This window comes from Ramlibacter sp., assembly GCF_013697775.1.
GTDB lineage: Bacteria > Pseudomonadota > Gammaproteobacteria > Burkholderiales > Burkholderiaceae_C > Ramlibacter.
The window spans coordinates 1-9771 of sequence record NZ_JACCWG010000351.1; the positions used below are offsets into that span (position 1 = coordinate 1).

Annotated in this window: 14 protein-coding genes; 5 read left to right on the plus strand and 9 right to left on the minus strand. The window is 70.0% G+C overall.

Annotated features, from left to right (window positions below; genetic code table 11):
• From H0U68_RS17715 to H0U68_RS17730, 4 genes are all read right to left on the minus strand, one after another.
• Positions 1 to 1238 (minus strand): DAHL domain-containing protein (locus H0U68_RS17715; protein WP_296357986.1); only part of this gene is annotated, 1238 nt, incomplete at its 3' end.
• Complete coding sequence (locus H0U68_RS17720; protein ID WP_296357988.1) at positions 1235 to 2218, minus strand: cytochrome c peroxidase; 984 nt, start codon at positions 2216 to 2218, stop codon at positions 1235 to 1237. The genes H0U68_RS17715 and H0U68_RS17720, both read right to left, overlap by 4 nt.
• Before the next feature lie 174 nt (positions 2219 to 2392).
• Entirely contained in the window at positions 2393 to 3514 is a 1122-nt protein-coding gene (locus H0U68_RS17725; RefSeq protein WP_296357990.1) for a YeeE/YedE family protein, read from the minus strand.
• A gap of 43 nt (positions 3515 to 3557) precedes the next feature.
• The gene (locus H0U68_RS17730) at positions 3558 to 4781 is read right to left on the minus strand and encodes a serine hydrolase (RefSeq protein WP_296357992.1); all 1224 of its coding nucleotides are present in this window, start codon (positions 4779 to 4781) and stop codon (positions 3558 to 3560) included.
• Positions 4782 to 4827: 46 nt separating this feature from the next.
• On the opposite strand from H0U68_RS17730, the gene H0U68_RS17735 reads away from it, so the two are divergent.
• On the plus strand, positions 4828 to 5094 hold the full coding sequence (locus tag H0U68_RS17735) for a helix-turn-helix transcriptional regulator (protein ID WP_296357993.1): 267 nt from the start codon (positions 4828 to 4830) through the stop codon (positions 5092 to 5094).
• 17 nt (positions 5095 to 5111) lie between these two features.
• On the opposite strand, the gene H0U68_RS17740 is transcribed toward H0U68_RS17735, so the two are convergent.
• A complete protein-coding gene (locus tag H0U68_RS17740; RefSeq protein WP_296357995.1) occupies positions 5112 to 6065 on the minus strand; it encodes a transglutaminase family protein in 954 nt (317 codons plus the stop codon).
• Between the two features lie 118 nt (positions 6066 to 6183).
• Here H0U68_RS17740 and H0U68_RS17745 point away from each other — a divergent pair, with 118 nt between their 5' ends.
• Positions 6184 to 6405 (plus strand): hypothetical protein, encoded by a 222-nt coding sequence (locus H0U68_RS17745; protein ID WP_296357997.1) that lies wholly within the window; start codon positions 6184 to 6186, stop codon positions 6403 to 6405.
• 21 nt (positions 6406 to 6426) lie between these two features.
• Here H0U68_RS17745 and H0U68_RS17750 read toward each other — a convergent pair whose 3' ends face one another.
• Entirely contained in the window at positions 6427 to 6960 is a 534-nt protein-coding gene (locus tag H0U68_RS17750) for a hypothetical protein (protein ID WP_296357998.1), read from the minus strand.
• 42 nt (positions 6961 to 7002) lie between these two features.
• Here H0U68_RS17750 and H0U68_RS17755 point away from each other — a divergent pair, with 42 nt between their 5' ends.
• Positions 7003 to 7740 carry an RNA pseudouridine synthase gene (locus H0U68_RS17755; protein ID WP_296358000.1) on the plus strand — a complete coding sequence of 246 codons (738 nt, stop codon included), beginning with the start codon at positions 7003 to 7005 and terminating at the stop codon, positions 7738 to 7740.
• Between the two features lie 7 nt (positions 7741 to 7747).
• Here H0U68_RS17755 and H0U68_RS17760 read toward each other — a convergent pair whose 3' ends face one another.
• The 3 genes from H0U68_RS17760 to H0U68_RS17770 form a co-directional block, all read right to left on the minus strand.
• The gene (locus H0U68_RS17760; RefSeq protein ID WP_296358003.1) at positions 7748 to 7975 is read right to left on the minus strand and encodes a hypothetical protein; all 228 of its coding nucleotides are present in this window, start codon (positions 7973 to 7975) and stop codon (positions 7748 to 7750) included.
• A 61-nt stretch (positions 7976 to 8036) separates the two neighbouring features.
• Positions 8037 to 8489 (minus strand): RcnB family protein, encoded by a 453-nt coding sequence (locus tag H0U68_RS17765; RefSeq protein ID WP_296358005.1) that lies wholly within the window; start codon positions 8487 to 8489, stop codon positions 8037 to 8039.
• 261 nt (positions 8490 to 8750) lie between these two features.
• On the minus strand, positions 8751 to 8939 hold the full coding sequence (locus H0U68_RS17770; RefSeq protein ID WP_296358007.1) for a hypothetical protein: 189 nt from the start codon (positions 8937 to 8939) through the stop codon (positions 8751 to 8753).
• 74 nt (positions 8940 to 9013) lie between these two features.
• On the opposite strand from H0U68_RS17770, the gene H0U68_RS17775 reads away from it, so the two are divergent.
• Together H0U68_RS17775 and H0U68_RS17780 are read left to right on the plus strand one after the other, a co-directional pair.
• The gene (locus H0U68_RS17775) at positions 9014 to 9382 is read left to right on the plus strand and encodes a hypothetical protein (RefSeq protein ID WP_296358008.1); all 369 of its coding nucleotides are present in this window, start codon (positions 9014 to 9016) and stop codon (positions 9380 to 9382) included.
• A gap of 88 nt (positions 9383 to 9470) precedes the next feature.
• Positions 9471 to 9746, plus strand: a complete 276-nt coding sequence (locus H0U68_RS17780) for a DUF1232 domain-containing protein (RefSeq protein WP_296358009.1) — start codon at positions 9471 to 9473, stop codon at positions 9744 to 9746.
• Positions 9747 to 9771: the final 25 nt, after the last annotated feature.

The window sequence follows — 9771 nt, forward strand, 5'->3', positions numbered from 1 at the left end:
CACTTCTCGCTGATCAGGCTGGCGGTGTCGTCCAGCAGCTTTTCCAGCGCGAACTCGGTGCGTTCCAGGTCCAGCTTGCCGGCCTCGACTTTCGAGAAGTCCAGGATGTCGTTGATGATGCCCAGCAGGTGCTGGCCGGACATCTGCACCTTCTGGAGGTAGTCGCGCTGGCGGCCGCTCAGCTCGGTTTTCAGGGCCAGGTGCGACAGGCCGATGATGGCGTTCATCGGCGTGCGGATCTCGTGGCTCATGTTGGCCAGGAAGTCCGACTTCATGCGCGTGGCGTCCTCGGCCGCGTCCTTGGCCTCGGCCAATTCATTCGTTCTCTCCGCCACGGCCTGCTCCAGGTGGCTGTTGTGCCGTTGGAGTGCCGCGTTCATGCGGCGGATGACCCCATGGCCGCGCAACAGGCTCGCGGCGGCGTACACCAGCAATGCCACCAGCACGGCGGTGAGGACGAACAGCGACTGGCGGTACCGGTAAGCCAGCAGCTCCGCCTCCTGCTGGCTGGCGCTCATGATGCCGTCGAGCGCGTCGATGTGGGCTGACGTGGGCGTCTGGGTGATGTCGCTCAGCAGCTGGTTGACCAGCGGCTGTTCGTGCAACACCGTGCGCACGTGCATGACGAAGATGTCCACCTGCGCGGGAGCGGCGGCCCCCCGGCGGCGCAGGGTATCGACCAGGCCGTCCAGCCTTGCCCCGATCTCGTCGGCCCGCTCCTGCGAGGGGACCTGGCTGTACACCAGCACGTCCAGCAGCAGCTGCGCCACGGCGCCACGCCCGGCACCGCCGCCCCGGACCGCGCCACCGGCGTCGCTCGCGGCGGTCGGAAGGAACGCCAGCGAGTTGCGCAAGAGGGCGTTGTGCGACTTGAACCGCTCGACCAGCCGCGTCTTGTCCTGCAGCGCGCGCCCGAATGCCTGGCTGGCGCCGGCCAGGGCGGCGCCGTCGCCGCCGCGCCGGGCAGCGATCGCGTCGTCCAGCGTCGAGTGCAGGCGGTTCAGGCTGACCACCGGGTCCACCAGCGCGTCGTAGTGCTGGTTGAGGCCCGTCCTGGACTTCAGCACGTCCAGTTCCCAATGCGCGTCCAGCTGCTTGATCTGGCGCAGCAGCGCGATGGTCTCGAAATACGCCGAATCTTCCAGGTCGCGCTCCTTGGTGTACAGGAACGCCACGACCATCGCGAGCACGAGGCCCAGCACACCGGTGGCCAGCCAGCCGGGGCGCGTGCGCTTCATTTCGGCAGTTCCCCGACCTGGCCGGTGAGCGTGTGGAGGAATTTGACGATGTCCGCCGTGTCTTCCTTCGACGCGGTGCGCCCCAGCTGGTACTTGAACATCACGTCCACGGCCTCTTCGAGCGTCCGAGCCGAGCCGTCGTGGAAATAGGGGGCGGTCAAAGCCACGTTTCGCAGGCTCGGCACCTTGAAGACATGCCTGTCGCCCAGATCGCCCGTCACGAGGTAGCGGCCCAGGTCCGCTTGCGTGGGCTGGCCGCGCTTGGCGAAATAGTCACCCATGACGCCGAACTTCTGGAACATGTTGCCGCCCACGTTGACGCCCTGGTGGCAGGCCACGCAGCCGTAGCGCTTGAACTTCGCGTAGCCGGCCAGCTCCTGCCCGGTCATCGCGTTGCGCTCGCCGCGCAGGTAGCCGTCGAAGCGCGATCCGGGGGTCGTCAGCGTCCGTTCGTAGGTGGCGATGGCGTTCTGGATGTTCGCCTTGGTCACGCCATCCTTGTACGCGGCGTCGAACGCCGCCTTGTACCGGGCGTCGCGCGACACCATGGCCACGACGTCGCGCCACGCCGACCCCATTTCCACGGGGTTTTGAATGACGGCATCGATCTGGGCTTCCAGCGAACCGGCGCGGCCGTTCCAGAATTGCCTGAAATTGAGCGCCGCGTTGAGGACGGTCGGCGCATTCACGCCGGTGCGCTGTCCGCTGAAGCCGACCGAGCGGCCCCTGCCGTCGGCGCCGCCCTTTGCCACGTTGTGGCAGCTGGCGCACGACACGCTGTTGTTGCCGGACAGCCGCGTATCCTGGAACAGGCGCTGCCCGAGTTCCGCCCGTACGGGGTCCTGCCGGTGCGCGAGCGGGACGGGCTGGATCGGTTCGTCCAACGGAGCGGCCCAGGCGCCGCGCCCGTTCGCGAGAACAAGGGCGAGGGCAAGGGCAAGGGTGAGGGTGAAGATGAGCGCAACGAATGGCCGCCGCATTGTGAAATGCCTCCTTGAGCGCGTGATCAAGGGGTGCGATGGCGTTCTGGATGGGCCCGCCGCCGCCGACCGGACGCTTGGCGCAGTATGGGGAGGGCACCCTCCCGAAGCGTAAGAAATTGGCCTAGGACCCGGCAGCCAATTGCGTAGGCCGGGCCTCCATCCGAGGCCTGTTCAGGCCGCGGCCAGGGTCGCGCGCGGCGCCTTGCGGCGCGCAAGCGCCAGCCGCGCGCCGCCGACGATGCCTGCCACCGCCAGGAACGAGCCGGCCGACAGCCAGGCCAGGCCGGTGACGCCGTTGCCGATGGAGCAGCCCAGCGCGGTGACGCCGCCGAAACCCATCATCGCGGCGCCCAGCACGTGCGCGCCCACGTCGGCCGGCGAGGCGAATCCTTCCACGCGGAATTCGCGGCGCGCCACGGCGCTGGCGTAGCTTCCGAGCAGCACGCCCAGCACCAGCATCACGCCGAAGGTCGGCACCATGGACTTGTCGGTCCACAGCGTCAGCAGGTCCAGCGTGTTGGCCAGCGGCGCGGTGAAGTTCAGGCCCTCGGGCCGGTTGGACTGCGTGCCGAGCCAGGCCGCCTCCAGCGTTTCCGGGTGCTCGGCGACGAAGCCGATGCGCCCCGTCAGCCACACCGCCGCGATCAGGAGCAGGCCCACCGAGATGCCGCCCAGCCACACCTCGCGCACCGCGCCGCGGTGCCGGCGCCAGGCATAGCCGAGCGCGCTGGCGAACAGCAGCGCCGCCAGCGCCAGCCGCAGCCCGTTCGCCGGGCCGGAGAACGCGGACGCCGCGATGCGGCCGAGGTCCTGCGGGCCGGCCAGCTGCACCGACCAGGCGTCCAGCAGGTTGGCGCGCACGGGCGCCAGCACGCCGCGCAGGGTCATCGCCGCCGCCAGCGCGGACACCACGATGACCACCGCGTGGCGCACGCTGCCCGCGCCCGCCTTCACCAGGCTGCGCTGCGGGCAGCCACCCGCCAGGATCATTCCGTAGCCGAAAATCAATCCGCCCACCAGGCAGGACGCCCATGCCAGGCGCGGGCTCCAGGCCAGCGTGCGGGGCGCATCCACCAAGCCCGCCGCGGCCAATGCCTGCAGCCCGATGGCGCCCACGCCCACGGCCAGCGTCCAGCCGGCAAAGCGCGCGCGCTTGCCGAGTACCACCCAGTCGGCGATGGCGCCGCGCACGCAAAAGCGCGTGGCTTGGCCGGCGATGCCGAGCAGCAGGCCGAGGACGAGCCCGCCGAAGACGACGGTGCGGGCAATGGAAGCGGGATTGATGGTGTCCATGGGGGCGTCTCGGTACAACCCCGCGATTGTAGGAACTGCCGCTTCAGCGCGACGCGGTGCTCGCCGGCGCGGCCGCGCCCTCGTCGTCGATGGCCTTTTGCACCGCGCGGTAGAACGCCTCGCGCGCCGCGCTGGCGGTGCGGTCGCGCGCGCCGCCGGCCCAGTTGGCGTTGGAGGCGATCACCAGCCTGCGTTTCGGGTCGATGAAGATGCCCTGGCCGAAGATGCCGCGCGCCGCATAGCTGCCGTCGGCATAGGTCCACCAGAAGTAGCCGTAGCCCCGCCCCGGCTGGCCGATGTCCGCCTGCGTGGCCGTGGCCTCGGCCAGCCAGCCGTCCGGCACGAGGCCTTGCGCGCCGGCCTTGCCGCCGTTCAGGATGAACTGCCCGAAGCGCGCGAAGTCGCGCGCGGCGGCCTGCAGGCAGCAGCCGCTGATCTCCTGGCCGGTCTTGCTCAAAATCCAGGTGGCCTGCTGCTCCATGCCGGCCGGTATCCAGATCTTCTCCGACAGGTAGGCCGCCAGCGGCTTCTTCGTCGCCTGGCTGACCAGGATGCCGACCAGGTTGGTCTCGCCGGTGCTGTAGTTCCAGCGCGTGCCGGGCGGCGCCGCGCGCGGCAGGCCGCGCAGGTAGCTCACGAGCGCATCGACGCCCGGCTCGGGCTTGTGGTTGTTGAAGCGCGCCACGTCGGAGTTCGGGTCGGCGTAGTCCTCGTTCCAGCGCACGCCGGAGGTCATGGTCAGCAGCTGGCGGATGCTGACCTCGTCGTATGCCGAGCCCTTCATCTGCGGGATGTAGTCAGTGACCTTGTCGTCCATGCCGCGGATGAAGCCTTCGCGGATGGCCGCGCCCACGAGCGTGGAGGTGACCGACTTGGCCACCGAGAAACTGGTCCAGCGCCCGCTGGCGTCGAAGCCCAGGCCGTAGCGTTCCAGGCGCAGCTTGCCGTCGTGCAGCACCACCAGCGCCGCGCCGCGCTGGCCGGCCATGTAGGCGTCGGTGTCCAGCGGCAGCTTCAGCGGCGGGCCGGGCGGCAGCGGCGCGGGCGAGCCGCCGGCGGGCACGGCCCGCGCCTTCGCCAGCACGGGCAGCCGGTCCAGCGCGCGGAACGCGGCGTCGCGCTGCGGCTGGTTCCAGAACAGCAGGTCGCGGTTGGTCGGCAGCGTGGCCAGCAGCCCGCGGGTTTCCTTGTCCAGGCTGAACCAGCCCGCCGCGCCGGCGACCACCAGGGCCGCAAGCACCCCCAGCGCAATGTTCCTGATTTTCATGGCGGCTCCTCCAAGGACGCGGCGACGATACACCGACAATGCGGCCATGGCGCAAGGCAAACGCATCTCCACGGACATCGGCGGCGACACGCTCCAGGCCATCAAGGCCATGGGCGCCGCGGCCAAGCAGGCGCGCATTGATGCCGGCGAAGGCCAGGCCACGGCCGCCGCGCGGCTGGGCGTGCACGTGCAGACCATCGCGCGCATCGAGGCCGGCGAGCCCGGCGTCGCCATTGGGCACGTGCTGGGCCTGCTGGCGCTGTATGGGATCGGGACTGCGCTGCGGCCGCCCGCGGACCGCTCAGGCCCTTGACGCGGCCGGCGCGGGCGTCAGGTCGCCCACTGCCTGGTGGCCCGGCCCGTGGCCTTCCCATCCGCCCGCGCCGGCGACGACGACGCGCCCTGCACGGCCGAGGGCATCGACGCGGTGGAGGTCGACAGCGCTTCCCTGCAATGGCGCGGCTGCTCCAGGCCGGGCCCTTCCAGCGCCTGCACGCGGATCACCGGCGCGCCGACCAAGACGCCGCCGAAGATGGTGGCGAATGCCACGTCGGCCGCGTCGCGGCCGGTGCCGAAACGCAGGAAGCCCATGGGAACGCCGGTGCCAGACGCGTCGAACAGGTACCAGCGGTCGCCCAGGTACACCTCCACGTAGGCGTGGAAGTCGGGCGGCCCGAGCGACAGGCTGGCGCCGTAGTCGGTGCCGGTGGCCACCCGCGCCGGGATGTTGAGCGCGCGGCACAGCGCGATCATCAGGTGCGCGAAATCGCGGCAGACGCCGACCTGCTCGATCAGCGTGTCCACCGCGGAGGTGTTGCCGTTGCTGGTGTTGGAGACGAAGGCCACATGCTTTTGCACCCAGTGCTGGATGGCGAGCACGCGGCTGTAGCCCTGCCACAGCGCGCCGAACTCGTTGAATGCCAGCTTGAGCAGCCGGTCCGACTGGCAGTAGCGGCTGGGGTAGATGTAGGGCATCACGTCCAGCGGCAGGTGGCGCACCGGCACCTCTTCCAGCGTGTCCGGCTCGGCCATGTGGTGCGCGATGTTCACCGTGGCCGCATAGGTGAGTTTCAGCGGCCCGCGCTCAGCGTGCAGCCGCATGAAGCGGGTGGCGGTGGCCGGATCGGTGGCCATGTCGGTCGCCACCGGCTGGCTCAGGACCAGGCGCTCGGCCTCCACGGTCTGCTGCCCGGTCTGGGCGGCGTGGATGTTGAAGATGAAATCCGCACCCTCCGGGTCCTGGATTTCATAGTCGAGCTCGAGTTCGAGCTGAAGGCGGATCATGGTTCGGCCTGCGATAAGAAAGGCCTCCATTGTGCTGCCGCGCGCGTGCTTGGGGCCGCGCTGGCTGGCGCTGCGGCGACTTGTGATTGAATGGCTGGGCAACGAGGAGCACCGCGACATGAATCCAATCAAGCTTGTGGGCATCGTCCTGATCGCCGCCGGCATCCTGGGGCTGGCCTATGGCGGCTTCAGCTACACCAAGGACACCACCGTGGTGAAGGTCGGGCCGCTGGAAATCTCCGCCAAGGAAAAAAAGACGGTCAACGTGCCGATGTGGGCCGGCCTCGGCGCCATCGCGGTCGGCGCGCTGATCTTCGTGATGGGCGGCAAGAAGAGCTGAGAGATGGTTGCGGGCCGCAAGTCAGTCCGCCTGGCCCAGCGCAACCACCCGCCGCCACGCCAACCTTCCATCCGCTTCGTAGTCCGCCACCACCCAGCTGCGGCGCGCGTGGCCGGCCACGTCTTCCAGAAACTCGCGGACCACCTGGATGGACGGGCCGTCCAGTGCCGCATACGGCTGGTCCAGGCAGGTCACCGTGGCGCCGCTCGCCAGCAGCCCGGCCAATGCCACCTTGCGGCGGCTGCCGGTGGACAGCATGAACAGCTGCTTGCCTTCGTGCGGCCGCAGGTTCAGCGCCTCGGCCAGCTCGCGCTGAAGCTGGTCATCCCAGCGCGGGCATTGCGTCCGCAGCGCATCCCACACCTGCCGCGGCGTCGCGTCGTCCTGCCCGGGCAGGGCCAGGTCGAGCCACAAGGCATCGGGAACCTCCGCTCCCAGCCGGCGCAGCAGGCTGGTTTTTCCGGTGCGTTCGTCGCCGGTCACGGCGACCAGGCCGGGCGGCAGGGGCAGCAGGCCGGCGGGCAAGCCGTTGGTGAAGGACATAGGGATGGGCATGGCGTGGTCTGCCAGAATCGCCTCGCATTGGAGAACACGCAATTGGACCAGTTTCCCGCACCTTCCACCGACGGGCCGCAGCGCCTCTCCAAGGCCGTCATGGCCCTGGCGTCCTGCTCGCGCCGCGAGGCGGAGCAGTACATCGCGGAGGGCTGGGTCCGGGTGGACGGCAAGCTGGTGGAAGAGCCGCAATTCCGCGTCGGGCCGCAGCAGCGGGTCGAGGTCGATCCCAAAGCGCGCCTGCAGGCGGCGCCGCCTGCAACGCTGCTGGCGCACAAGCCGGCCGGCATGGCCACCGCGCAATTGCACGGTGTGCTCGGTGCGGCCACGCACTGGAGCGGCGACACCTCGGGCATCCGCCGCATCAAGAGCCATGGCGTCGGGCTGGTGGCGCTGCTGCCGCTGCCGCCGGGAGCAAGCGGCCTGGAGGTCTTCAGCCAGGACGGGCGCATCGTGCGCAAGCTCCACGAGGACGCCCGCACGATCGAGCAGGAACTGCTTGCCGAGGTGGACGGCACCATCGCGCCCAACGGCCTGGCGCGGCTTGGCCGCGGCCTGGTGTTCGAGGGCCAGGCGCTGCCGCCGGCGCGCGTGAGCTGGCAGAGCGAGGCGCGGCTGCGCTTCGCCGTGAAGGGCATCGCGCCCGACTGGATCGAGTGGATGTGCGGGCAGGTCGGCCTGCAACTCACCGCGTTGCGGCGCCTGCGCATCGGCCGCGTGGCGCTGGCGGGCCTGCCGCCGGGCCAGTGGCGCTACCTGCCGCCGGGCGAGCGTTTCTAGGGCCTTCTCAGGGCGAGCGGTGCAGCCGCGGCGCCGAGAGCGCCAGCAGGCTTTCGGCGATGGCGACGTCCACATCCCGCCAGCGCCCGTTCAGCTGCGCGTCGGCCAGCGCCTTTTCCAGCGCCCGCAGTTCGCGCACGCTGGGCGCCACCTTGATTTGCGCGACGGCGCCCGACGCGTTGCCGGCGCGCAGCAGCGCCATGACCTTGCCGGGCCAGGGGGAGGGACGTGCCAAGGCGGTCTTTCTTCGATGCGGTGAAGGCCGCATTGTCCGTCGTGGCCGCGCCCCGTGCGCCTTACTGGCTCAGGATCATGTTCATGATGAGGCCGGTGGCGACCGCCGCCAGCACGTAGTCGGGGCCGACCTGCACCCACTGGTAGCCGCGCGGCGGCGCCGAGAGGCGGTGGCCGCGCCAGTCGTTCACCACGTAGGTGCGGTTGCGCAGCTCGGGCGGCAGGTGCCCGCCGCGGCGGAATTCCGGCCCCCGGGCGTTGTCGTACGCGCGCGCTTCGCGGCGATCTTCACGCGCTTCGCGCAGGTCGCGCCGTCCTTGGCGCATGTCCTGCCGCGCTTGCCGGGCCTGGTGCGGGTTGCGTGCGTTGCGCAGGTCGCGCTGCGCTTCGCGCACGTCCTGGCGCGCCTCGCGCGCGTCCTGCCGGGCTTCCCGCACGGCGGGCTGCGCGAAGGACAGCGAGCTGAAGCCCAGTGATGCGATGGCGATGCCGCAGATGATGCTTTTCGAGTTCATGGTTGCTTGCTCCGTTCTTGGGAAGCTCCATGCTCTCCGCCCCATGCGTCGCGCCCGCGAACGCCCGGTAGAGAGTTGCAAGAGACTGTAGCTCTGTGGCTGCGGCGTCAGAACGGCGCCTTCATCGGGTCGGGCTCGATGCGCCCGTCCGAATCGTCCAGCGCCGCGATGGCGCGCATGTCGTCCGCGTCCAGCGCGAAGCCGTCCAAGTCGAAGTTCTCGCGGATGCGCGCGCCGGCGTCACGGATTTAGGAATCGCGATCAGGCCGCTGTCGAGGTGCCAGCGTGCGCGGCGCGCGGCCGCCGCTGCTGGAAGCGCGGATGCAGCTCGATCTGGTTGAGCACCGGCACCACGCCGGTCTCGCCGATGATGCGGTCGAGATGCTCCACCTCGAAGTTCGACGCCGATGGAGCGCACGCGGCCTCTTCCTTCGCGCGGATCAGGGCCATCCGGTACTCCTTGGTTCGTAAAAACGGGCGTCAGCCTGCGCCCGCCACCACCCGCAAGTCTGTAGACTTTGCGAATGTCCTTCACGCTCACCGTCGAGCAAGGCCTCCCGTACATCTTCGTGGTGTGCACGGGGCCTGTTTCGCTTGCCGAGCTGTGCGCGGCCGCCGATTTCGTCGCCTCCCTGGCGCAACGCCGGAGACAGCAGCGCGCGCTGCTGGAGCTGAGCGGCACCCAGCCCGACCTCTCATTCACCGACCACCTGCAGCTGGGCACCCACGTCGCCCAGGCTTTCGGCACGCTGCAGCGCGTGGGCACGGTGGTCAGCCAGGACAACCGCGTGGGCACCAGCGAGAAGGCCGCGCGCAAGAGCGGCCTGCGGCTGCGCACCTTCACCGACCTGGAAACGGCGCAGAAATGGCTGCTGAGCGACGACATCATGTAACGGTGGCGCGCCGCGCCTTGCAGTGGGGCCGGGCGGCTCCATGTTCGGCATTCGGCGGGCACCCTGCCCGCGTTGCGAGGAACACCCGATGTGGAAACGTCTGACGCTGCTGTGGTCCGTGGTGCGAGGCGACGCCCGGCAACTCTGGTTCGCGGTGCGGCACCCGGACGCACCGGGCTGGCTGAAGGCGGCGTCGGTGCTGCTGGTGGTCTACGTGGTCTCGCCGATCGACATCATTCCCGACTTCATTCCCTTCATCGGCGTGCTCGACGACATCGTGCTGGTGCCGCTGGCGATGCGCTGGCTGCTCAAGCGCCTGCCGCCGGAACTGGCGCGTGCCGCGGCCGCGCGCGGGCGCCGCTGACCGGCGCCTGGTTCGGGGCGTGAGC

What these genes read in the sequence shown, in the direction of transcription:
- H0U68_RS17780 (WP_296358009.1), top strand. Translation starts at nt 9,471, where the DNA reads ATGTGGAAACGTCTGACGCTGCTGTGGTCCGTGGTGCGAGGCGACGCC.
- H0U68_RS17765 (WP_296358005.1), bottom strand. Translation starts at nt 8,489, where the DNA reads ATGAACTCGAAAAGCATCATCTGCGGCATCGCCATCGCATCACTGGGC.
- H0U68_RS17770 (WP_296358007.1), bottom strand. Translation starts at nt 8,939, where the DNA reads ATGGCCCTGATCCGCGCGAAGGAAGAGGCCGCGTGCGCTCCATCGGCG.
- H0U68_RS17735 (WP_296357993.1), top strand. Translation starts at nt 4,828, where the DNA reads ATGGCGCAAGGCAAACGCATCTCCACGGACATCGGCGGCGACACGCTC.
- H0U68_RS17750 (WP_296357998.1), bottom strand. Translation starts at nt 6,960, where the DNA reads ATGCCCATCCCTATGTCCTTCACCAACGGCTTGCCCGCCGGCCTGCTG.
- H0U68_RS17745 (WP_296357997.1), top strand. Translation starts at nt 6,184, where the DNA reads ATGAATCCAATCAAGCTTGTGGGCATCGTCCTGATCGCCGCCGGCATC.
- H0U68_RS17740 (WP_296357995.1), bottom strand. Translation starts at nt 6,065, where the DNA reads ATGATCCGCCTTCAGCTCGAACTCGAGCTCGACTATGAAATCCAGGAC.
- H0U68_RS17775 (WP_296358008.1), top strand. Translation starts at nt 9,014, where the DNA reads ATGTCCTTCACGCTCACCGTCGAGCAAGGCCTCCCGTACATCTTCGTG.
- H0U68_RS17730 (WP_296357992.1), bottom strand. Translation starts at nt 4,781, where the DNA reads ATGAAAATCAGGAACATTGCGCTGGGGGTGCTTGCGGCCCTGGTGGTC.
- H0U68_RS17720 (WP_296357988.1), bottom strand. Translation starts at nt 2,218, where the DNA reads ATGCGGCGGCCATTCGTTGCGCTCATCTTCACCCTCACCCTTGCCCTT.
- H0U68_RS17725 (WP_296357990.1), bottom strand. Translation starts at nt 3,514, where the DNA reads ATGGACACCATCAATCCCGCTTCCATTGCCCGCACCGTCGTCTTCGGC.